The organism is Flavobacterium sp., assembly GCF_027484705.1.
Taxonomy (GTDB): domain Bacteria; phylum Bacteroidota; class Bacteroidia; order Flavobacteriales; family Flavobacteriaceae; genus Flavobacterium.
The window spans coordinates 79,274-102,717 of record NZ_JAIXSL010000012.1 but is presented as its reverse complement, the minus strand read 5'-3'; the positions used below and the strand labels follow the sequence as shown (position 1 = coordinate 102,717).

At 43.6% G+C, this 23,444-nt stretch carries 24 protein-coding genes; 14 read left to right on the top strand and 10 right to left on the bottom strand.

Annotation, left to right across the window (positions count from 1 at the left end; all coding sequences use genetic code 11):
- Positions 1-3 precede the first annotated feature (3 nt).
- From Q0058_RS07185 to Q0058_RS07130, 12 genes are all read left to right on the top strand, one after another.
- On the top strand, positions 4-684 hold the full coding sequence (locus Q0058_RS07185; RefSeq protein ID WP_298222349.1) for a uroporphyrinogen-III synthase: 681 nt from the start codon (positions 4-6) through the stop codon (positions 682-684).
- A gap of 49 nt (positions 685-733) precedes the next feature.
- Entirely contained in the window at positions 734-1,759 is a 1,026-nt protein-coding gene (gene hemE, locus Q0058_RS07180) for a uroporphyrinogen decarboxylase (RefSeq protein WP_298222347.1), read from the top strand.
- An 83-nt stretch (positions 1,760-1,842) separates the two neighbouring features.
- Positions 1,843-2,223, top strand: a complete 381-nt coding sequence (locus Q0058_RS07175) for a hypothetical protein (RefSeq protein WP_298222345.1) — start codon at positions 1,843-1,845, stop codon at positions 2,221-2,223.
- A 1-nt stretch (position 2,224) separates the two neighbouring features.
- The gene (locus tag Q0058_RS07170; RefSeq protein ID WP_298222343.1) at positions 2,225-2,767 is read left to right on the top strand and encodes a GNAT family protein; all 543 of its coding nucleotides are present in this window, start codon (positions 2,225-2,227) and stop codon (positions 2,765-2,767) included.
- Entirely contained in the window at positions 2,764-3,666 is a 903-nt protein-coding gene (gene hemF, locus Q0058_RS07165) for an oxygen-dependent coproporphyrinogen oxidase (RefSeq protein ID WP_298222341.1), read from the top strand. Before Q0058_RS07170 ends, hemF begins: the two co-directional genes overlap by 4 nt.
- A 43-nt stretch (positions 3,667-3,709) precedes the next feature.
- Positions 3,710-4,699 carry a porphobilinogen synthase gene (gene hemB, locus Q0058_RS07160; protein ID WP_298222337.1) on the top strand — a complete coding sequence of 330 codons (990 nt, stop codon included), beginning with the start codon at positions 3,710-3,712 and terminating at the stop codon, positions 4,697-4,699.
- 1 nt (position 4,700) lies between these two features.
- Entirely contained in the window at positions 4,701-5,069 is a 369-nt protein-coding gene (locus tag Q0058_RS07155) for a c-type cytochrome (RefSeq protein WP_298222335.1), read from the top strand.
- 153 nt (positions 5,070-5,222) lie between these two features.
- Positions 5,223-5,693, top strand: coding sequence for a methylated-DNA--[protein]-cysteine S-methyltransferase (locus Q0058_RS07150; protein ID WP_298222333.1), 471 nt, complete (start codon positions 5,223-5,225; stop codon positions 5,691-5,693).
- A gap of 133 nt (positions 5,694-5,826) precedes the next feature.
- Positions 5,827-6,984 (top strand): serine hydrolase, encoded by a 1,158-nt coding sequence (locus Q0058_RS07145; RefSeq protein WP_298222331.1) that lies wholly within the window; start codon positions 5,827-5,829, stop codon positions 6,982-6,984.
- A gap of 36 nt (positions 6,985-7,020) precedes the next feature.
- Positions 7,021-7,734, top strand: a complete 714-nt coding sequence (locus Q0058_RS07140; protein WP_298222329.1) for a 3'-5' exonuclease — start codon at positions 7,021-7,023, stop codon at positions 7,732-7,734.
- A 47-nt stretch (positions 7,735-7,781) separates the two neighbouring features.
- The gene (locus Q0058_RS07135) at positions 7,782-9,236 is read left to right on the top strand and encodes a nucleoside recognition domain-containing protein (RefSeq protein WP_298222327.1); all 1,455 of its coding nucleotides are present in this window, start codon (positions 7,782-7,784) and stop codon (positions 9,234-9,236) included.
- Positions 9,237-9,241: 5 nt separating this feature from the next.
- Positions 9,242-9,691: a DUF1569 domain-containing protein gene (locus tag Q0058_RS07130; protein ID WP_298222325.1), complete on the top strand. Its 450-nt coding sequence runs from the start codon at positions 9,242-9,244 to the stop codon at positions 9,689-9,691.
- Between the two features lie 68 nt (positions 9,692-9,759).
- On the opposite strand, the gene Q0058_RS07125 is transcribed toward Q0058_RS07130, so the two are convergent.
- The 10 genes from Q0058_RS07125 to Q0058_RS07080 form a co-directional block, all read right to left on the bottom strand.
- Positions 9,760-10,785, bottom strand: coding sequence for a DUF2167 domain-containing protein (locus Q0058_RS07125; protein WP_298222323.1), 1,026 nt, complete (start codon positions 10,783-10,785; stop codon positions 9,760-9,762).
- 133 nt (positions 10,786-10,918) lie between these two features.
- The gene (locus Q0058_RS07120; RefSeq protein WP_298222321.1) at positions 10,919-11,578 is read right to left on the bottom strand and encodes a CoA transferase subunit B; all 660 of its coding nucleotides are present in this window, start codon (positions 11,576-11,578) and stop codon (positions 10,919-10,921) included.
- Between the two features lie 2 nt (positions 11,579-11,580).
- Positions 11,581-12,282 carry a CoA transferase subunit A gene (locus Q0058_RS07115; protein ID WP_298222319.1) on the bottom strand — a complete coding sequence of 234 codons (702 nt, stop codon included), beginning with the start codon at positions 12,280-12,282 and terminating at the stop codon, positions 11,581-11,583.
- A gap of 145 nt (positions 12,283-12,427) precedes the next feature.
- Complete coding sequence (locus tag Q0058_RS07110; protein ID WP_298222317.1) at positions 12,428-14,719, bottom strand: transglycosylase domain-containing protein; 2,292 nt, start codon at positions 14,717-14,719, stop codon at positions 12,428-12,430.
- 10 nt (positions 14,720-14,729) lie between these two features.
- The gene (locus Q0058_RS07105; protein ID WP_298222315.1) at positions 14,730-15,218 is read right to left on the bottom strand and encodes a gliding motility lipoprotein GldH; all 489 of its coding nucleotides are present in this window, start codon (positions 15,216-15,218) and stop codon (positions 14,730-14,732) included.
- Positions 15,202-16,530 (bottom strand): regulatory iron-sulfur-containing complex subunit RicT, encoded by a 1,329-nt coding sequence (gene ricT, locus Q0058_RS07100; protein WP_298222313.1) that lies wholly within the window; start codon positions 16,528-16,530, stop codon positions 15,202-15,204. The genes Q0058_RS07105 and ricT overlap by 17 nt, the downstream gene beginning before the upstream one ends.
- A gap of 182 nt (positions 16,531-16,712) precedes the next feature.
- Positions 16,713-18,071: a rhodanese-related sulfurtransferase gene (locus Q0058_RS07095; protein ID WP_298222311.1), complete on the bottom strand. Its 1,359-nt coding sequence runs from the start codon at positions 18,069-18,071 to the stop codon at positions 16,713-16,715.
- 274 nt (positions 18,072-18,345) lie between these two features.
- A complete protein-coding gene (locus Q0058_RS07090; protein ID WP_298222309.1) occupies positions 18,346-18,756 on the bottom strand; it encodes a BrxA/BrxB family bacilliredoxin in 411 nt (136 codons plus the stop codon).
- Between the two features lie 82 nt (positions 18,757-18,838).
- Positions 18,839-19,975, bottom strand: coding sequence for a lycopene cyclase family protein (locus Q0058_RS07085; protein ID WP_298222306.1), 1,137 nt, complete (start codon positions 19,973-19,975; stop codon positions 18,839-18,841).
- Position 19,976: 1 nt separating this feature from the next.
- Positions 19,977-20,717, bottom strand: a complete 741-nt coding sequence (locus tag Q0058_RS07080) for a transporter (protein WP_298222304.1) — start codon at positions 20,715-20,717, stop codon at positions 19,977-19,979.
- Between the two features lie 82 nt (positions 20,718-20,799).
- Between Q0058_RS07080 and Q0058_RS07075 the strand changes: the two genes are divergently transcribed.
- Both Q0058_RS07075 and Q0058_RS07070 read left to right on the top strand, forming a co-directional pair.
- Positions 20,800-22,671: an Nramp family divalent metal transporter gene (locus Q0058_RS07075; protein WP_298222302.1), complete on the top strand. Its 1,872-nt coding sequence runs from the start codon at positions 20,800-20,802 to the stop codon at positions 22,669-22,671.
- Positions 22,672-22,788: 117 nt separating this feature from the next.
- The gene (locus Q0058_RS07070) at positions 22,789-23,442 is read left to right on the top strand and encodes a metal-dependent transcriptional regulator (protein WP_298222300.1); all 654 of its coding nucleotides are present in this window, start codon (positions 22,789-22,791) and stop codon (positions 23,440-23,442) included.
- Positions 23,443-23,444: the final 2 nt, after the last annotated feature.

Sequence of the window (23,444 nt, the reverse complement as noted above, 5' to 3'; positions counted from 1 at the left end):
GCTATGGAGCCACAAGTCCGCATCTTATCGACCAAAAAGCTTTCACCCAACCACAAGCAGTATTTGTTGAATGCGGATTTTTCGGTCATCGAAGCGGATTTCATCGGCATTGAATATAAAAATTTCAGCATCGGTCAACCCAATGAGTTTCTGATTTTCACCAGCCAAAATGCCGTAGAAAGCGTTCTTAAGAATAAAGATTACACCGAGATTTTGCACAAACGTTGTTTTTGCGTCGGGGAGAAAACGAAAGCATTACTAGAAGAAAGCGGTTTTGTCGTTCTGGTGTATGCGGATTATGCGGCGGAATTGGCCTCGCTGATTTGCAACAAATACCAAAAGCAAACCTTCACGTTTTTTAGCGGGAATCTGCGAAAAGACATTTTGCCCGAAGCGATGCAGTTGGCTCAGATTGCATTTGAAGAAATTGTGGTTTACGAAACCGTATACACGCCACAGGAAATCACCTCGAAACCCGATGGGATTTTGTTTTTAAGTCCATCGGCAATAGAGAGTTACGTACAACTAAATAAAATTACAGACCAAGTGTGTTTCTGTATCGGGCAAACCACCGCAGAAGCCGCAGAAAAATATACCGACAACATTGTCATCGCCCAGCAGCCTTCTGTCGAAAACGTGATTGTCCAATGCATCAAATATTACAGTAAAAGAGAAAACCATTAAGAAACACATAAGCCTAAAGCCTATTGCTTAGAGCCTAAAGCCAAAAAAAATGATTAAAAACGACTTATTTTTAAAAGCCTTAAAAGGAGAAACCGTCGAGCGTCCACCAGTATGGATGATGCGTCAGGCCGGAAGATACTTACCTGAATTCATCGCCCTACGCGACAAATACGATTTTTTCACGCGTTGCCAAACCCCGGAATTGGCCGCTGAAATCACTGTGCAACCGATCCGCAGAATTGCTCCGGATGCCGCCATTTTATTCTCGGATATTTTAGTGGTGCCGCAAGCGATGGGCATCGAAGTGTTGATGAAAGAAAGCGTCGGGCCTTTTTTACCCAACCCAATCCGAACGCCTCAAGACGTTGAAAAAGTGATCGTTCCGGACATTCATGAAACTTTAGGTTACGTGATGGACGCGATCAAACTGACCAAAGAAATGCTCAATGACGAAGTACCGCTGATTGGTTTCGCGGGTTCGCCGTGGACGATTTTCTGCTACGCCGTGGAAGGCAAAGGCTCTAAAAGTTTCGACACCGCCAAAGGATTTTGCTTCACGCATCCCGAAGCCGCACATGTGTTGTTGCAAAAAATTACTGATACAACAATTTTATATTTAAAGGAAAAAGTAAAAGCCGGCGTCAATGCCGTGCAGGTTTTCGATTCTTGGGGCGGCATGCTCTCACCGGTCGATTATCAGGAATTTTCGTGGCAATACATCAACCAGATCGTAGAAGCTTTGGCCGACGAAACGCACGTCATCGTGTTCGGAAAAGGCTGTTGGTTCGCACTCGGCGAAATGGGCAAAAGCCGCGCGTCTGCATTAGGCGTTGATTGGACTTGCTCGCCTAGAAATGCCCGTTATCTGTCAGGCGGAAACATCACTTTGCAAGGCAATTTCGATCCGTCGAGGTTGTTGTCGCCAATCCCAACGATCAAAAAAATGGTGCACCAAATGATTGACGAATTCGGCAAAGACAAATACATCGTCAACCTTGGCCATGGCATTTTGCCGAACATTCCGGTCGACCACGCCAAAGCGTTCATCGATGCCGTGAAAGAATATAAAAATTAGGGCGTGCCCCTACGGGTCGGGCTATCCGCAGTACACGGTACTTGCTCCTATCCCTCACGCAACCTTCGTAAAATAGAACGATTATGCCATTGAGTTTCAAAATCCGGGACGAAGAAAACCAGCGCATCAACAACCTGCTCAAGAAGTTGATCGGGCTCGATTATGTTCCCGAAAATGGCAACGCACTGATTGATGAACTATTAGCCGGACTCAATTTGAATATGCAATCGCTGTTGGAGTTCAAACCTGAAAATCTCGTGGCGCATCTTCAAAAAAACAATTTTGATTGGGACAACGCAGAACAGTTCGCCGATTTTCTGATGGCGCTTTCGTCAAGATTGCCCGAAAAAGGGTTTTCGTTATCTGAAAAAGCCATTGCGGTCTATGAGTTTGTGCAGACCGAAAGCAAAACGTTCTCTTTTAATATTTTCAATAAAATCAACGCCGCGCAAAAACAAATATAATATGCCATTCGAACTCTGGAAAACCGACACGATTGACGACATTCTTCCCGAAGAATTCTACGCGTTGGTGCAAAGCAATAAAAGCCACGTCGAAAACACGTTCCCGATTACCGTAAGTTGTTGTTCGACACTTGAGAAAGCTGAAGAGCTTATCTTAAAAAACGGACGCAAAGAAAACGAAAAAGACGGTTACCATTTTTATTTGCGCAACACCGAAACGGAAAAACTGATCGGTTACGTGTGCGTCAAAAACATCAACAAAACGATCCTGAAATGCGAACTCGCCTATTTCATCGACAAAGATTTCGAAGGGCAAGGCATCATTTCCAAAGCGGTTGCCAACACGGTCGCTTTTTGTTTTGGCACGCTCGAAATGAATAAAGTGTACATCTGCACTTCAAAAATCAACGTGGCCAGCCAGCGCATCGCCACCAAACTAGGATTCCAGAAAGAAGGCATCCTGCGCGAGGAATTCAAAAACGGAAAAGCCATTTTAGAAGATATTGTTTATTTTGGATTACTGAAATCAGAATACCGACCATGAAAGACCTTTTTTACCAATACATACAAACACTGCAGGACACGATTGTGGCCGGGCTCGAATCGGTTGACGGACACGCAAAATTCCGTGAAGACCTTTGGCAACGTTCCGAAGGAGGCGGCGGAAGAACCCGCGTGATAGAAAACGGGGCGGTTTTCGAAAAAGGCGGCGTCAACATTTCAGCCGTACATGGCAAATTGCCCGAAGCGATGCAGAAAATGTTCAACGTAGGCGAAGCTGATTTTTTCGCGTGCGGATTGAGTTTGGTTATCCATCCTAAAAACCCTATGGTACCAACGGTTCATGCGAACTGGCGCTATTTTGAAATGTACGACGACCAAGGCAACATCCTCCAGCAATGGTTTGGCGGTGGACAGGATTTGACGCCGTATTATTTGTTTGAAGAAGATGCCATACATTTCCATCAAACCTGCAAAACCGCTTGCGACCAACACAATCCCGAATTTTACCCGAAATACAAAAAGCAATGCGACCAGTATTTCTGGAACGCCCACCGTCATGAAGCGCGCGGTATCGGAGGCTTGTTCTTCGATTATTGCAAAGCAAGCGAAACAATGTCAATGCAGGATTGGTTCAATTTCGTCACAGAAGTAGGCGATAGTTTTCTTGAAGCGTATGTTCCGATTGTTGAAAAAAGAAAGCATTTGCCTTACACCGAAGCACAAAGAAACTGGCAGGAAATCCGCCGTGGTCGGTACGTAGAATTCAATTTGGTGCACGACAAAGGCACCTTGTTCGGGCTCAAAACCAACGGCCGCATCGAAAGCATCCTGATGAGTCTGCCGCCTCATGTGCAATGGGTTTACGACCATCATCCCGAGCCGGGAAGTCCAGAAGAAAAACTGATTAAAGTACTCGAAACTCCAATAAACTGGATTTAGGAATTATTTTGAATTTTGAATTCTAAATTTTAAATTAAAACATATGTTTCCATTAAACAGAAATAGAAGACTAAGAACTAATGAAGCGATTCGCTCTTTAGTGCGCGAAACCATCATTTCTCCAAACGATTTTATCGTACCGCTTTTTGTCGTTGAGGGCAAAGGCGTAAAGGAAGAAATCCCATCGATGCCGAATTATTTCCGCATCAGCCTCGACAACCTTGAAAAAGAAGCCAAAGAACTTTGGAGGCTTGGCTTGAAATCCGTTTTGTTATTCGTCAAAGTCGATGACAAACTCAAAGACAACAAAGGCACCGAAGCGTTAAACCCGAATGGCTTGATGCAACGTGCCATCAAAACTGTCAAAAATGCCACGCCCGGAATGTTAGTGATGACCGACGTTGCGCTTGATCCATTTTCTTCTTTTGGACACGATGGTGTGGTTGAAAACGGACAAATCGCCAACGACATCACTTCAGCGCTTCTTGCCGAAATGAGCGTTTCACACGCCGAAGCCGGAGCCGATTTCGTAGCGCCTAGCGACATGATGGACGGCCGAATCCTTGAAATCCGCGACGCGCTTGAGGATGCCGGTTACATCAACACCGGAATTTTAGCCTACAGTGCCAAGTACGCTTCTGCCCATTACGGCCCGTTCCGCGATGCTTTAGACAGTGCGCCGGTAGATTTGCAGGATGTTCCCAAAGACAAAAAAACCTACCAGATGGATTACCACAACCGCATCGAAGCGATCCGCGAAACCCTTATGGATATTGAAGAAGGCGCCGACATCGTCATGGTGAAACCCGGAATTTCATATCTCGATATCGTGCGTGAAATCAAAAACGCCGTTGAAGTTCCTGTGGCAGTATACCAAGTTTCAGGCGAATATGCAATGATCAAAGCCGCTTCGCAAAGAGGCTGGCTCGACCACGACGCGGTGATGATGGAACAAGTGACCGCGATCAAACGCGCCGGGGCCGATATGATTGCGAGTTATTTTGCGAAAGACGTCGTTAAATTGATTTCGTAATATGAGGCCACTTGCATTTATTTTTATACTTGCTCTCGTAGTTTCTTGCAAGAAGGAATCCGCAGAGCCATTCGGAAAAGCTACGACTAAAACGCCAATAACTTTGGGCAAAGAACTCTTCGAAAGCAAGGGCAATTGTGTCGCTTGTCATTTGAAAGATCAAAAAGTAATCGGTCCAAGCATTCAAGACATAGCTAAAACTTACCAAGCGCAAAAAGCGAGTATTGTTGGTTTTCTAAAAGACGATGCCAAACCCATTGTCGATCCTTCGCAATACGAGGTCATGAAAACCAATTTTGCCATCACGAAAATGATGAGCGACGAAGAATTGCAAGCCATTGAAGCGTATATATATTCGAATTTGAAGTAGGAGCTATTTCCCGCTATCCACTATATCTTTTGTTCTGAACGCCAGAACAAAAGGATATCGTTACTATCGGGGCTAGGGCATCGAATAAATCAAACTTTTATGCTCCAGCGTTAAACTTTTGTACACCTTGCGGTAAAAATCTATATTTACCTCATGGAAACCGCGTTCATCAAAACCCCGCTCGGAACCGCCAAAATCTCTGGTGACGAACACGGTATTGCTTCCATTTCAATCTTAGAAGAAGGAGAAATTACCGAAAAGATTCCAAACGATTTAAAAGAAGCCGTCAAGCAACTGCAGGATTATTTCAACGGAAAACGCACCCGTTTCGATTTTAAATTAAATCCGCAAGGCACCGAATTCCAGCAAAAAGTCTGGAACGCCTTACTCGAAATTCCGTTCGGAAAAACCGTTTCGTATATGGACATCACCAAAAAACTCGGCGATGTCAAAGCGATTCGCGCCGTAGCCTCAGCCAACGGAAAAAACCCACTCTGGATTGTAGTTCCATGCCATCGCGTGATCGGAACCGACGGCTCGCTTACCGGATATGCCGGCGGATTGTGGCGCAAGAAATGGCTGCTCGAACATGAAAACCCAACGACACAACAAAGTTTGTTTTAACCAATAAGGAAACCAAAATCCGTGCAGATCCTCGTGATTTGTGTCATCCGCGTTCCATCTTCATTTAAATTGTTTTTAAATTAAAAAGCAATTCAGAATTTCCGTAAATTCGTTTATTGCAAAATACACGCACATGAGATTCTTGAAAAAATTACTGCTTTGGTCGGTCATTGTCTTCGCCACGATTATCGCTTTACTCTACCTTTTCAAAGTAGATTATCTGATCAAAGCCGTGCGTACGATTTACCTCAACGGCCACACCACTGCATTTCTAAAAGACTACACCGAATTCGACAACCGTGTCATTCCAAAAAGCCATACGCCGCAACCTTGGGCGACTTCCAAAGATTACAATGCCGTAAAACCTACTGCTGAACTCGAAAAATGGCATCAAAAACTCGGAACCGTCGCGTTCCTGATCATCAAAAATGACAGCGTCTGGAACGAAAGCTATTATGACGATTATGAAAAAAACTCCAAATCGAATTCGTTCTCGATGGCCAAAAGCATTGTGTCGGCTTCACTCGGAAAAGCAATCATGCAGGGCAAAATCAAAAATTTAGACCAAAGGGTTTCTGATTTTTTTTCTGAATTTAACAACGGAACTTCCGCGCGCATGACTGTCGGCGATTTATCTTCGATGGCTTCAGGTCTGGATTGGGACGAATCGTATTACAGCCCATTTTCAATTACGACACGCGCCTATTTTGACGATGATTTAAACAAAGTCATCCTCGGGCTTAAAGGCGTTGATGAACCCGGCCAATCCTACAAATACTTAAGCGGGAATACCCAACTTCTAGCGATGTGTATCGAAAAAGCGACCGGAAAAAGTCTCGCCGATTACGTAGCCGAAAACTTCTGGGAACCTATGGGCGCCGAAAACGAAGCGTTCTGGCAAACCGACCATAAAGACGGCATCGTCAAAGCGTATTGTTGTTTCGCCAGCAATGCCAGAGATTTTGCGCGTTTCGGAAAACTGTATAAACAACACGGAATGTGGAATGGGAAACAAATTTTAGACAGTACTTTCATCGCCAAATCAACGATGCCAAGATTCGAAGATTCTCCGGAATATGGTTACGGTTGGTGGCTCTGTGATTACAAAAACAAAAAGATCTTTTATATGCGCGGTCATTTGGGGCAATACGTGATTGTGATTCCTCAGGATGATCTGATTATTGTCCGGCTTGGAAACCTCACGCAACGAAGCACGAAAGGCAGCCCGCACAGCGACGACTTTTTTGTCGATATTGATGAAACTTATAAAATGCTCGCACAAAGAAAATAGTAAAAGCCAAGAATTGTTTAACTAAATATATACGCCATGATTGAAAAACTGAACCTCGAAAACATTTTGTTCCTCGACATCGAAACCGTTCCGGAACAAGAAAATTTTACCACACTTGATGCTGAAATGCAAGCGCTTTGGGAAACCAAAACCCAATACCAGCGAAAAGACGAATTTACCCCTGAAGACTTTTACGAACGCGCCGGAATCTGGGCAGAATTCGGGAAAATCGTTTGCATTTCCGTCGGTTATTTTACGTTTAAAGGCGACATCCGCCATTTTAGGGTGACGTCATTTTTTGGGGAAGAACCCAAAATTCTTAAAGATTTCTCTAATTTAATGGAAAACCATTTCGGCAAAGCACAGCATCTTTTGTGCGGCCACAACGCGAAGGAATTCGACATTCCGTTTATCGCAAGACGCATGATCATTCACCAGATTGCGATTCCGTCGAAGTTGAATCTGTTCGGCAAAAAACCATGGGAAGTGCAGCATTTAGACACTTTGGAATTGTGGAAATTCGGCGATTACAAACACTTCACTTCACTGAAATTACTCACGAAAGTGCTCGGCATTCCTTCTTCCAAAGGCGATATTGACGGCAGTCAGGTCGCGCATGTTTTCTACGTGGATCAGGATATCGACCGTATCATCACCTATTGCGAAAAAGACGTCATTGCCGTAGCTCAGGTTTTTCTGCGGTTGCGCCGCGAGGATTTGCTCGTTGAGGACGAAATTTTGCATGTGTAAGATTGGTGGCAAATTCAATTAATATTACATTTACGAAAAAGTAAGTTATGGTATTAAGTAGGTTTTGGCTCACGATTTTTATCGCTTCTATTGTGTTTGTGGTTATTAGTTTGTCTACCGGCAACAGCTATACGATCGATTATGTGTTGAATGGAAAGAAGGATGATCCGGTGCTGATTTCAGAAAAGTATAAAGAACAACTTCCCGTTTTCATCAAAGATTCGATTGAAAAAGCGCCCGAACAGACAATGGTCATCAACCGCGATACCATCAACGCTGATACGACATACATATTCAAAAACAAAACCGTCAAAATCTACAGTGGCGTTCAGAAATCGGACGGTTTGCTGCCCACTTGTAAAAATACTTTACTAGATTTAATCCTGCCGCTGATTGCTTATCTGGCTTTTTTCTGCGGTTTGATGGAGCTTTTGATCATATCCGGTGCTTCCGGAAAATTGGCTAAACTATTGAGTCCGGTTTTCGTAAAAGTGTTCCCGAGCATCCCGAAAGACCACCCGTCAATTTCGTATATGACGTTGAACTTTGCCGCCAATTTCCTAGGATTGGATTCTGCCGCTACGCCATTCGGATTGAAAGCGATGGAAAGTCTGCAGGAAATCAATCCCGAAAAAGATAAGGCGAGCGATGCGCAGATTATGTTTTTGTGTCTGCATGCCTCGGGGCTTACTTTGATTGCCACTTCAATCATCGGTTATCGCGCTGCTGCCCATGCGACGAATCCAGCTGATGTGATGCTGCCTTGTATCATCACTTCGTTTATCGGTACGATTGCCTCTTTTCTGATCGTTGGCATCAAACAGAAAATCAATTTCAAAAGCGCTTCTCTGGTGGTCGGTTTGATGGTTTTAATCGCTGCGATTGTTGGATTATTGATGTATGTGAATCATTTGGATTTGATCGGGAAAAACTATTTCACCTCTAACCTTTCCGCTTTAATATTAGTAGCGATCATTGCTTTTACCTTAATCTTCTCATTCATTAAGGAAAAAAAATTCACTGAGGCGAAAACCACCGTTTTTGAAGCTTTTGTCTCGGGAGCCAACAACGGCATTAAAACCGGCGTCACCATTTTCCCTTATGTTTTGGGCATGTTGGTGGCCATTTCGTTATTTAGAAACAGTGGTCTGTTTGAAATTATCAGCAACTGGATCGCGTTTGGTTTTTCAGCTATGGGCGTGAGTAAAGAAATCACGGACGCACTGCCGGTAGCGTTGCTTCGGCCTTTTAGTTCCGCAGGATCAAGAGGGTTTTTGATCGATTCGATGAATACCTTTGGCGCTGATTCCATGACTGGAAGATTGAGCAGTATTTTTCAATGCAGTGCCGAGAGTACGTTTTATGTCATCGCTGTGTATTTTGGTTCGGTGAATATAAAGAATTCGCGTTACGCTTTGGGCACCATGCTTTTAGTAGATGTAATTTGTGTGATCACCGCGATTTTTGTCGCAGGATGGTTTTTTAATAATCTAAATTTCTAACAATTATGGCAAACATATTTGACAAGGAAGCCAATGCAAAATTGCTCGAAAGGCTAGGGAAATTGGAGGCGGACACTAAACCTTTATGGGGGAAAATGACTGCGCCGCAAATGGTCGTGCACTGCCAGAAACCACTCGATGTAGCGGTTGGAAAACTCGTTCTCAGCGGCGGATTACTCGGATTTTTGTTCGGGAAAATGGCCAAAAACAGTTTCATCAAGAACAGAAGTTTCAGCAAGAATTCCCCAACGGCTCCGGAATTTAAAATTTCAGGAACACCCGATTTTGAGGCTGAAAAAGAAACCTTAATGTCAATTATAGAAGCGTTCGGAAATGTTGGCCCGGATGTCATCACCAATAAGAAGCATCCGTTTTTTGGTATGATGACCGAAGAGGAATGGGGCATTTTGCATTACATTCACCTCGACCATCATCTGCTCCAATTTGGATTATAGATCGGAAAATCACAAAAAAAATCCCCATTTTAGATTCAGTTCAAATGGAGATTTTTTTAGATTAGCGATTAGACCGGATGCTCATCTTCCTTTTCAGGAAAATCTTTTGGCAATTCTGTTTCGGGTTGATCGTCTGATGCTATTGCTTCTTCGTTACTGTTCGTGGTATCTCCGGTATGCTCTTCCAGTAATTTTGGTTCTTCATTTTCGGCTTCCGGTTCCGATTTGTTTTTAGAAAACCAACCTTGGATTTTCTTTTTGAAAGCCCCAAAGAAACCCAAAAAGGCCAATGCGATTACTTTTCCGAATTTGGCGATGATGGCTAAGAAACCTACTTTAGCCAGTACTTTTCCTGCAACCAAACCTCCGATGGTCCAGGCGGCGACCGAATCTACAGATTCATCAAAATCGTCGTATTGATAGCCTTCATTGAACTGGACGATATCGAGCACTTTATTAAGGTCTTTTTGTACGAGTTTCAATTCTGAACTCGTAGCAATCGCATTTAGAACAAGAACACCTTTGCGCCCGAGAATCCTGATGTTATAATTCAGCGTATTGACTGGCTGGCTGCCAAATTTTATTTCTTTGGCCCAATGTAGTATTTTGCGTTTTTCATCATAAAAAGGTTTTGCGGCCCAACCCACAATGGTTATGGCATCGTATCCTTGTTTTACGCGCTCCTTGTTTTCTTCCGTAGCATCTTTCTTTAATTGGTCCAGAAGTTCATCATAGTCAATATCGTCTGCGTCATCGTCCTTAACGTATCCGATTTCATCATACTGGATATTGAATACATAGCTGTTTTCTGTTAAAACGCCAGTCTGTTCTGGAAGCACAAAGCCTAAGGTGAGGCCCTCGCCTTTAGGATTTCCCCACAAATCGACCAAAACCTTTTCAGCCTGTTGCGCATCTAAGTATTTGAATCCTTTTGGGATTGTTATTTTACCGATTCCTCCTTTTAACTCAATGGTTCCGTGTTGGTAATGGTACGAGTTTTCAACCGAATCAATTTTAACCTGATTGATTTCGTCTTGTGAAAATGAAAGTAGCGCCGACAGGCAAGTGAGGATTGTAAGAACCGTTTTCTTCATCGTTTATGGGTTTTTGGTTAGTGTTTCAAAACCCATTTCATACGAAAATGTGTATTATAGATTGAAAAACAGTGTTTTCAAATATAATATTTTTGGACTATAAATGTTAATTTTTTTAAAGAATCGAAATGAATTATCCGATGACCATTTCCGGAATCTCGCCTTCAATGATCAAATCAGCTTCGGTCGATGCGATAATATGTTCTACAGAAACGCCCGGCGCTCTTTCTAAAAGTTTGAATCCGTTGGGTGTAATTTCGAGAACGGCCAATTCGGTGACGACTTTCTTCACACAACCCACGCCGGTTAACGGCAAAGTACAACGCTTCAAAATTTTGGATTCTCCGGCTTTGTTGACGTGCATCATCGCTACGATAATATTTTCTGCAGAAGCGACCAAGTCCATCGCGCCACCCATGCCTTTGACCATTTTTCCTGGGATTTTCCAGTTGGCGATGTCACCGTTTTCCGCTACTTCCATCGCACCTAGTATTGTTAAGTCGACGTGTTGTCCGCGGATCATGCCAAAACTGAAACCCGAATCAAAGAAACTGGCTCCGGGCAAAGTCGTGATGGTTTGTTTTCCTGCGTTGATTAAGTCCGCATCTTCCTCACCTTCGAACGGAAACGGGCCCATGCCCAAAACCCCGTTTTCACTTTGGAATTCTACCGAAATATCGGTGCGCACATAATTGGCTACAAGCGTTGGAATGCCGATGCCCAGATTGACGTAGTAACCGTCTTTCACTTCTTGTGCGATTCTTTTTGCAATATCGTTTTTATCTAAAGCCATAACTAGTCTCTTTTTCTGGTCGTGCGTTGTTCGATGCGCTTCTCAAATTTTTGTCCCTGGAAAATCCTTTGAATCAAGATTCCGGGAATATGAACCTGATTCGGATCGAGTGTTCCTACAGGAACCAATTCTTCAACTTCAGCAATCGTAATTTTTGCGGCGCCACACATACACGGATTGAAATTTCTTGCGGTTCCTTTGAAAAGCAAGTTTCCGGCTTCATCGCCTTTCCAAGCTTTTACGATGGCGAAATCGGCTTTGAAAGCGTGTTCCATGACGTGCATTTTTCCATTAAATTCTCGGGCTTCTTTGCCTTCGGCGACTTCGGTTCCGTAACCGGCTGGCGTGAAGAATGCAGGGATTCCGGCTTGTGCGGCACGACAACGCTCGGCTAATGTGCCTTGCGGAATGAGTTCGACTTCTAGTTCGCCCGAAAGCATCTGACGTTCGAATTCGGCGTTTTCGCCCACATAGGACGAAACCATTTTTTTAATTTGTTTTTTCTGTAGGAGCAATCCCAAACCGAAATCATCGACTCCTGCGTTATTGGAAATGCAGGTCAGATTATTGGTTCCTTTGCTGACGAGTTCCGCAATGGAATTTTCAGGAATACCGCAAAGCCCGAAACCGCCGAGCATCAGCGTCATTCCGTTTTCGATGCCTTGTAAGGCTTCTTGTACTGAGTTTACTTTTTTGTTGATCATGGTTTGCTGCTAAGCCACGAAGGCGCAAAGTTTAGATTTATGTTGTTGGTTATTGTATGCCTAGCCCCGATAGTAGCGGAAATCCTTTTGTGGCGGGGTTCGCCATAAAAGATTGCAACGGATAGCGGGATGAAGCTTCTAAAAACTATAATTCAAATTCATCGGTATTCTGTTCGAAATCGGTCGTGTCTTTGACGGGCGCCCAACAATCGACTTTTATGGAAAGATTCGCCGGTCGTTCGAAATCAGATTTGGATACGTTGAGCGTTTCATCGCCATAACATTGCTTCATAAACATCGCCCAGATCGGCAGTGCAGCTGTCGCGCCTTGTCCGTAAGTGATGCCTTTAAAACGCGCCGAACGGTCTTCGCAACCTACCCAAACACCCGCCGCAAGATTCGGTACCATACCCATAAACCAACCATCGGATTGGTTCTGAGTAGTTCCTGTTTTTCCGGCAATCGGATTGGTAAACATATACGGATAACCTGTGACGCGGTTGTAGCCATTCCCTCCGCCTTGTGTTCTCAAACGAGCTCCGGAACCGCCTTCGGTAACCCCTTCAAGCAATTTGATGACGGCGAATGCGATGTCTTTATTGAGTACGTCGTGCGAATCGGGTGATGGTTCGTAAATCACTACACCATTTTTGTCTTCGATGCGCGTGATGAATTGCGGTTTGATGTAAACGCCTTCGTTCGCGAAAGTACTGTAAGCAGCGACCATATCCTCAACGGTGATTTCTACCGCGCCCAATGCTATTGAGGGTTGCACGGGGATTTCAGATTTGACGCCGAGTTTGTGTGTGAGTTCGACCACAGCTTCAGGGCCGACTTTATCAATCAGTTTTGCCGAAACGGTGTTGATGGAATTCGCGAGCGCTTTTTTCAAAGTCACCATCCCACGGTATTGGTTGTCGGAATTCTTAGGTTCCCAGTCTTCGGTCACGTGGTGTTTGCCTTTATGAATCATAAACGGGCTGTCGATGATGGAATCGCAAGGCGACATATTGAGCTGCTCGATGGCAGTTGCGTATACAAATGGTTTAAACGTCGAGCCTACTTGGCGCGCGCCCTGCCCTACGTGATCGTATTGGAAATATTTGTAGTTGATGCCGCCAACCCAAACTTTGATGTGTCCGGTTTGTGGTTCCATCGCCATCATACCGGCCTGAAGGAAGCTTTTGTAATAACGGATCGAATCGGTTGGCGTCATGATCGTGTCGCGTTCTCCGTTCCAGGTGAAGACTTTCATTTTGGTTTTAACCCCGAAAGATTTGATGATTTCGTCTTCGGATTTGCCTTGATCGGCCATGCCTTTCCAACGACTCGAATTCTTCATGGCTTTCATCATGAGTTTCTTGGTTTCAGCGTCTGAGATATTGACAAACGGAGCGTTTTTGTTGTCTTTTTGCTGGCTTGCAAGTTCGATTTGAAGGTTCGTGAGGTGTTTCTTCATCGCTTCTTCGGCGTAAGTCTGCATTCTCGAATCAATCGTTGTGTAGATTTTGAGACCATCTTTGTAGATGTCATATTCCGAACCGTCCGATTTCTTGTTTTCTTTGACCCACGTTTTCATGAAGTCGCGCAGGTATTCGCGGAAATAAGTTCCTATACCGTCGGTATGGCTTTCGGGTTGGAAATGCAAAACGATTGGTTTTTGCTCGAGTTGTTTTTTGGCGGATTCTTCGAGGAAACCGTTCCGCACCATTTGACCGAGCACGACGTTTCTTCTTTTTTGTACTTTTTCGACGCGGCGCACCGGATTGTATAACGACGGATTGGTCAGCATCCCGACGAGCATTGCACTTTCATCAATGGTCAGATCGCGCGGTTCTTTTCCGAAATAGACTTTGGCGGCGGAACGTATTCCGACTGCGGTATTCACGAAATCGGCTTTGTTGAAATACATCGCGATGATTTCATTTTTGGTGTATTGTCTTTCGAGTTTGATCGCGATAATCCATTCTTTGGCTTTTTGGATCATCCTCAGCGGCAGGAATTTCGAGCCTTCGCCGTGGAAAAGCAGTTTGGCCAATTGTTGGGTTAAGGTACTCGCACCACCGTCAGAGCCTAATTTTATTGCGGCTCCGAGTGTTCTTCGTCCATCGATTCCTGAATGTTCGTAGAAACGTTCGTCTTCTGTGGCAACCAACGCATCCACAAGGTGTTTGGGAAGATCGGCATATTTGATCGGCGTCCGGTTTTCATTGTAAAATTTACCAATGGTCACGCCATCTGTAGAAATGATTTCTGTCGCCAAATTGGAATCCGGGTTTTCGAGGTCTTCAAACGACGGCATCGAACCCAACAAACCCCACGAAGCGAAAAGGAAAAACAGAAAAATGCCTCCCAAAGTATAAAAATAAATTTTCCAGAATTTCTTTTTATAGTAATTGAGATCCTTAGTCTGATTGTTGTTTTTTGGAACTGCCATAATGCTTGCTCTAATTTTCTATTCTAAAACCTACTTCCGTGATTCCGTCTAATTTTTTTACACCCACCACTTTACCGGTTTGTCTGACTGCATGGCGAATGTGTACTTTGTAACTGCCCGGTTTGAACGTCATGAGTTCTTTATAAACGAGTTTACTTTCCTTTACATCGGTAAACCCGTAGCCTAGTAAAGAACCGTCTTCATTCGCCATTTGGTATTCAAGCGTATCGACAAGGGTCATCTTGTTGGGTTGTTCAAGCGCTACAATCAAAAACAAATTGTTGTACGGATAATCGTTGTTGTCGCGGATGTTCACGAACAGGTTGTATTGTTTTTTAGGGTCGAGCTTCGGCAAATCGAAACTCACGACGCTGTCTTTGTCCCAGCTTTTGCCGACGGATTTGTATTCGTCGAAAACCCTTTTCTTATCGCAGGAAACCACGAAACAAAAAAGGGATAACATGCCCAGAAAATAAAGGAAATTATTTCTTCGGTTCATTTCTGTTGACAGGAATTATTTTATTATTGGCCGGTCTCGGGTTATTATTTCCGCCTTTATTGGGGTTGCCGCCTTTGTTCGGATGATTGCCTCTATTGGGGTTATTGCCTGCAGGCCGTTCGGGTCTTTCTGTTCTGTCGCCAGTCGGTCTTTCTGATCGTTCACCAGCTGGTCTGTCGCCTTGTGGTTTTCTTTTCTTGTTCGATTTTTTCTTTCTGTTCGGTTGGTCGAAACGCGTAAGGCTTTCTTGTCCCATCGCGTTGTTGAAGTCTTTCTCCGGTTCCGAAACCACTTCCACGGCGAAATCTTCAAGTGAAGATACTTTGTTTTTAAGTTTGTTCTCGGCCATGATTTCACGCACCTGATCGATCTTCAAAACATGCCATTGCGCAAAATTATTGGTATAGGCAAACCACATCAAGCCTTTGAAAATATCCTGTTTCTGACACACCGCGTCGCCTTTTTCAGTCACGAGTTTGGTATCAAAATCAGGGAAATCCTGAAGCGCATCCATGTAAGTGTCGAGTTCGTAATTGAGACAACACTTCAATTTTCCGCATTGTCCCGCCAATTTCTGCGGGTTCAAGGACAATTGTTGGTAACGCGCCGCCGAAGTATTGACGCTTCTGAAATCCGTCAGCCAAGTCGAGCAACACAATTCCCTTCCACAAGATCCGATGCCGCCCAAACGCGAAGCTTCCTGACGGAAACCGACTTGTTTCATTTCGATTCTGGTGCTGAATTCTTTAGCGAAATCCTTAATCAGCATACGAAAATCGATGCGATCATTCGCTGTGTAATAAAAGGTCGCTTTGGCACCGTCGCCTTGGAATTCAATATCGGAAATCTTCATTTCAAGATTGTGCGAAATCGCCAATTCGCGCGCGCGCACTTTCATCGGTTCTTCTTTATCGCGTGCATTCGACCAAATGTCGATGTCTTTTTGGGAAGCTTTTCTGTAGATTTTTGCAACGTCAGGACTCGTATGATTGACGCCTTTTTTCTTCATTTGGATTCTGACCAACTCGCCCGTCAAAGTGACGATTCCGATGTCATGACCCGGTGAAGATTCGGTCGCTACGATGTCGCCGATGCTTAAAGTCAGTTTTTCGGTGTTGCGGTAAAATTCTTTTCTTCCGTTTTTGAAACGCACCTCAACACAGTCGAAAGGTGCTTCGCCGCTAGGCAAACTCATATTCGCCAACCAATCAAAAACCGTCAATTTGTTGCAGCTATCGGTGCCGCAAGTCCCATTATTTTTACACCCTTTTGGCGCACCGCCATCAGAAGTGGAACAACTATTACATGCCATACATTTGAATATATATTGATCGTCCCGAAAGACTACTAGACAAAAACGTTTAGAGCGTAAAGATAGTATTTTTTGCGAAAGTTACTGAGTTGCTAAGATACTAAGTTGCTAAGTTTTTTTGAGTAAAAAAAGCCTGATTCAGCAATGAAAACAGGCCTTTGAATCTAATTTACTGCTGTGATTTATTCAATAATTTTAAAGATTTTGTCCGAAAGACGGGTTCTAAAAGGCAACACAATAGTAACCTTATCACCAAGATTTGCAACAGTTGAGGCAGTTCCGTTGACTTGCATTTCGGAAATGGTTAGCGTTTCGTTGCCTGTTGTCGGGCCTGAAATCAGAATCGTATCGCCGGTTTTTAAATCGCCATTTTCTATGACGAAAAGTCCGACTTGCGCTTTTACATAATAATGTTCGACTTTGCCCAATAGCATTTTTTTAACTTTAATTTTTTGACGAATCGGGGTTTCTTTCGCGGCAGTCGCTAATGGAAGATCAGACAATTCGCCCGAATGTTTGAACTTGAGTTTATCCGATTTTCCTTTTCTGAAAATTTTATTACCATTGATAACACCACGTCGCAATTTGACTTGTTCATCTAAAGGCATGTGGATGATTTCTTGACATTCTACAGAGCAGCAGTTTTCCATAACGGCCTTGCAATCGTCGCATTGGATGAACAACAAATGACAGCCTTCATTCTCGCAGTTCGTATGATTGTCACAAGGTTTGCCGCATTGGTGGCATTGCGACACGATATCGTCGGTGATGCGTTCGCCCAAACGGTGGTCGAATACGAAATTCTTACCGATGAACTTGCTTTCGAGACCTTCTTCCTTGATTTGCTTGGCGTAATTGATGATGCCGCCTTCAAGTTGGTATACGTTTTTAAAACCTTGGTGTTTGAAGTAAGCCGAAGCTTTCTCGCAGCGAATACCGCCCGTGCAATACATCACCAGTTTTTTATCGTCTTTGTGGTCTTTGAGTTGTTCGTTGATGATTGGCAAACTTTCGCGGAACGTTTCGACATCAGGAGTGATGGCGCCTTTGAAATGGCCGATTTCGCTTTCGTAATGGTTCCTGAAATCGACAACGATGGTATCTGGATCTTCTAAAATCTGGTTGAATTCTTTAGCTTTTAAATGCACGCCGATGTTCGTTACATCGAAGGTTTCGTCGTTGAGACCATCGGCTACGATTTTGTCGCGGACTTTTACGGTAAGCTTCAAAAACGAATGATCGTCATGTTCGACGGCTACGTTCAGACGGATGCCTTTCATGAAATCGTAAGCTTCTAAAGTTTGGCGGAACGCCTCGATGTTTTCGGCCGGAACCGACATTTGGGCGTTGATGCCTTCTTTGGCAACATACGTTCTGCCGAGTGCGTCAAGCGCATTCCAGGCGAGGAATAAGTCGTTGCGGAATTGTTGTGGGTTTTCGATTTTGGCGTACGCGTAGAAAGACAAAGTAAGTCTTTGTTTACCGGCTTGGTCAATAAGCTCGGCCCTTTCTTCTGCGCTTAAGGTGTTGTACAGTTGCATGCTATAAACGTTTAAGTGAGAAATATGTCGTGAATTCTAACTGGAAGAATTCGGGGACAAAGATAGTATTAATTTGAAAATTTGGAAATGAAACTTCAACGTTTACGACGAACCCTAGCCCCGATAGTAACGGAAATCCTTTTGCTCCGGCGTTTACTTCGTCAGTTCGCCAAGGCTCGGGTGGAGCAAAAGATTGGGAGTGTATAGCGGGAAACAGCTCCTAAATAAAAAAGCCAAACAATTGCGTCTGGCTTTTTATAAATGAATCTGCTTCTTAGCAGTATTCGTCGTAAGCGTCTTTTAGATTTTCCGCGATCAGTTCTGCAGGACGGCCTTCGATGTGGTGGCGCTCCAACATGTGCACCAACTCGCCGTTTTTGAACAAAGCCATGCTCGGCGATGAAGGCGGGAACGGGAACATGTGTTGTCTGGCGGCATCTACGGCTTCTTTATCGACACCGGCGAAAACCGTGATCAAGTGGTCTGGTTTTTTAGCACCGTCTAAACTCAATTTCGCACCCGGACGTGCGTTTCTGGCGGCACATCCGCAAACAGAATTGACGACCACTAAAGTTGTTCCGTCTGATTTTAAAGCGTTCTCGACGGCTTCTGCGCTATATAATTCTTGAAAACCGGCATCTGAAAGCTCGGCTCTCATCGGTTTTACCATTTCTTCTGGATACATAGTATTTTTGATTTTAAAGTTGTTGGTGTAAAAATCTGGTGCAAATATAAGCAGAATTCTCAACTAGAATCCTAAACATATGTTAGAATATGCGTCGGAATAATGCTTTTATGAAAAGTCCTTTGGGGCATTTCCAGATGACTTGCAGATCTTCTGAAAATGAAGTTTCCTCGTCGAGAAATTTGAAGATTAAAGTGGGATTGCCTTCTCGAAATAACGAAGCGAACACTTGACTTCCGCGTTCGTTGTTTCGGTATAAAACATCCAAAAACAACAAATCGTAAAACCAGAATTTGTCTTTTTTATGGAATTGTCTGAGGTCGGTTTCTGTTGATAGAAATTCGACCAACGCTTTCGATTTCTTAATCGTGTTTTTGAAAGTGTAACCAGTGCTTGCTTTAGTCCAACCGCCGACAGAACCGATGTTGATGATGTTTTGGGTGTTGTGTTTCCAGAACGGATAACTGGTCATCGGAATGTTGCCGCGTTCTTTTTCGACGATTTCGTATTCGGTGATTCCTAGTTTTTTGAGGTAATCCTGAATCGCGGTTTCGTATTCAGAAGTTTGCAATAAATCCGGAGAAAATAAAGTGTATTCGATCAAAGCTTCGGTTTCGGAAGTCGGCAAGACATACATAAAACGCGTGTTGCCTTTCTGTTCGACAGAAAAATCCATGAATGTGGCACGATCTGGATTGAAAACGGCTTCTTTGCTTTTGATGAACCAACCTACGAAATGCTGCTGCAACAGCGGATATTTCGATTGGCGCTTTACGATTTCGGGATTGTAAATCGAATTTAAAACGCGATTGCATGTATAACTTTTCGCTTCCGTTTTAACGACGCAATGGTTTCCTAATTCTTCAAAATCGGTGACTTTCTGCTGAATGAAATGGATGTTTTTTTCCTGAAGAATGCGCTCAAGAACATGATTGTAAAAGTCCAAACCTTTAATCATTTTGTATTGGTAAGGCTTTAAATCTAATGTTCGCTGAAAATGTTCATCGGCAAAAAGCGCCGTGTTCCAGGTTTTAGAAATGATGTTGTCGAACGGATTTCTTTCATCCCAAAAACACCAAGTTCGGTCGTTGGTTTTTTTGGTATTTTCGTCAATCAACAAAATCGATTGGTCTTGAAACTTTCCCGAAATCACCATTTCATAAACCGTCATCATTGCTGACAAACCGGTTCCCGTGACAATATAATGGTAGTGTTGCATGTTACATTCGGAATGAAAATCCTAAAGCGGTATAGTAATCCGGTGCGTTTTCAGTAAGTCCGACACCGGCAGACAAATCTAACATAAAATTGTCGTTAATCAAATACGTGATGCCGCCGTCAAAACTGTGATCGGCCGTTTGGGTTTGGGGCGCAAATCCGAAGACTTCGACATAAGAACCGAGTTTTTCGCTGATGGAATATCCTGTCGTCAAAGTGTAAATGAAAGTCGGTTCGGCAGTAAAACCGTCCCATTCGCTTCCTAAATTATAACTGAGACTAAACTTGTCCGACAAAGTATGCTGCATCGTGAAACGGAATTCCGGCGCATAAAAGTCCGTTTTATATTTTGAAGAAGCTGCTTTGGGAACCGACATATGCCCGATAAAAGAAGTTTTGGGAATGATGCCTTTTTCTTCGCAGATTTTGATTTTACAACCGATTAAGATGGGTCTTAAACCAGAATATTTTTCGGTTTCGCTGTTTTCCGTTTCGAGTTCTGTAATGAGTCGGAGTTCAAAATTTTCGTTGACGCCATACTTCCATAGCGCTGATGGCAAAGCCCAAGTCGAGTTGTTGGCATTTTCCTTTTGGTAACTGAAACCGCTTTCAAGCTGGAACATGCCTTTGGGAACAATAGCAGGCGTTTCCGTTTGATCGGGACGGTCGGCCTGAATCGGAGAAATTTGAGCCGAGGCCACAACATTAAAACCCAAAAATAAAAACAACAGCAACTTTTTCATAATATAAAATTTTTAGACAAACCTAAAAAAATATTTACCTAAATCAAATTTATATTTATATTTGCTTAAAATCATTCCGTTTATGAGCCATTCGTTAGAAGAAGTCAACCAGTCCGTTTCGACGCAAAACAAAACCACGGTTTTTAGAAAAATCCTTGCTTTCTTTGGCCCGGCCTACCTGATCAGCGTCGGTTATATGGATCCCGGAAACTGGGCGACCGATATTGCCGGCGGAAGCCAATTCGGTTATGCGCTGATTTGGGTTTTGCTGATGAGCAACATCATGGCATTATTATTACAAAGCTTGAGCGCGCGGCTTGGCATCGTGACACAACGCGATTTGGCGCAGGCTTCAAGGGAAACTTATTCGTCTTTCATCAACTACATTTTATATTTTCTGGCGGAAATTGCGATTGCTGCGTGCGACTTGGCGGAAGTTCTAGGAATGGCAATCGGAATCAATTTATTGTTCGATATTCCGCTGATTCAAGGCGTGATGATTACCGTTCTCGATACTTTTCTGTTGTTGTTCCTGATCAACAAAGGCATCCGCAAAATGGAAGCGTTCATCATCACTTTAGTAACGATTATCGGGCTTTCGTTTATTTTTGAAATGATCTTCGCCCAACCAGAACTTCCAAAAATCATCCATGGTTTAATTCCGAGTTTGCCCAACAGCGCCGCTTTATACATCGCGATTGGAATCATTGGAGCAACGGTCATGCCGCACAATTTATACTTGCATTCGTCTTTAGTGCAAACCCGAAAATTCGACAGAACAAATGCCGGAATCAAACAAGCCTTAAAATACAATTTCATCGACAGCACGATTGCGCTCAACCTCGCGTTCTTTGTCAACGCCGCGATTCTGATTCTGGCTGCAGCTACTTTTTATAAAAACGGTATGTTTGAAGTCGCCGAAATTCAGGATGCGCACCGCTTTTTAGAACCGCTTTTAGGAAACAAATTTGCGCCGATATTGTTCGCTGTAGCTTTGATTGCCGCCGGACAAAGCTCAACGATTACGGGAACTTTAGCAGGCCAAATCGTCATGGAAGGTTACCTCAACCTTAGAATCCAACCTTGGGTACGACGCATCATTACAAGAGTTATTGCGATTGTTCCCGCAGTCATCGTCATCCTTATTTACGGCGAAAGCGTCACCGGAAAAATGCTGATTCTAAGCCAAGTGATTTTGAGTTTGCAATTGGGATTTGCGATCATTCCGCTTATTCATTTTGTCAGCGACAAATCTAAAATGAAAGGTTTCCACATCAGCAAAGCCACACAAATCGCCGCTTGGATTATTGCCACAATCATCGTTTCTTTGAACGCCAAACTGGTTTTTGATGAAATCAACGGCTGGCTCGAAACCTCAGAAAACCCAATTATCCTTTGGCTTACGGTTGTGCCGTTGGCGGTCGGCTTTTTGATTTTACTACTTTACATTGTCTTCAAACCTTTCATTACGAAAAGCCAACACAAGATTGAAAACCATTCGCCGCACCATATCGAACTCAAATTCTCACCTTCCAAACACAACGAAAAAAAGAATATCGCCGTAACCGTTGATTTTTCTTCAGCTGACGAAAAAGCCTTACAACACGCGATCAATCTCGGTGGAAAAGACGCACAATATACGCTGATTCATGTCGTGGAAACCGTCGGCGCGATGATGTACGGCAACACGATCATCGACCACGAAACCACGATTGACGAGAAATTGTTATTCGAATATTTCCAAATGTTGTCCGACAAAGGCTATCAGGTGAACACCAAATTGGGCTTCGGAAAACCCGGGAAAGTCATCTCGGCTTACATCAACCAGGGCAACTTCGATTTGCTGATCATGGGCACGCACGGCCACCACACTTTCAAGGATTTGCTGCTCGGCACGACCGTCGATAAGGTGCGCCATGAGATTACCATTCCGTTATTTATTATTAAAAATTAGGAGCTATTTCCGGCTGTTCACTTTATCTTTGTTGCTCCTTAAAGAAAGGAGCAACAAAGGATACCGCTGCCATCCGGGCTAGGGCTTTCGTGACAGGTTTAAATCCCGAATTCAATCATGACGTTATCAGAAGAAAATTACCTCAAGACCATCTACCATCTGACGTCGGTTTCTGACGCTGAAGTCAGCACCAATGCGATTGCCGAAAAGATGGAGACCAAAGCTTCATCGGTGACCGATATGCTGCGCAAATTGTCCGAAAAAGACTGGATCAACTATAAAAAATACCAAGGCGTTTCTCTGACTGAAAAAGGAAAATTGGCAGCCAAAATGATTGTGCGCAAACACCGTTTGTGGGAAGTTTTCTTAGTAGAAAAACTCCATTTCGCTTGGGACGAAGTGCACGACATCGCCGAACAACTCGAACACATCAAGTCGGAACAACTCATCAACAAACTCGATAATTTTCTAGGAAATCCTACAAAAGATCCGCATGGCGACCCGATTCCAGACAGCAACGGAAAAATCATAGCAATCGAAAAAGTGTTGCTTTCTGAAGTCTTGCCCAACCAAAAATGCCAATGTGTCGGGGTCAAAGATTCATCGGCAGCTTTCCTGAAATACCTCGACAACAATAAGATTGCGCTAGGCACTGCGATAAAAATGCTGTCCGAAGAAGAATTTGATTTATCTTTAAAAATCGAAATCGACCATAAGGAAATGGTGATCTCGCACAAAATCGCAAGTAACCTTTACGTGAAACTGATTTAAAA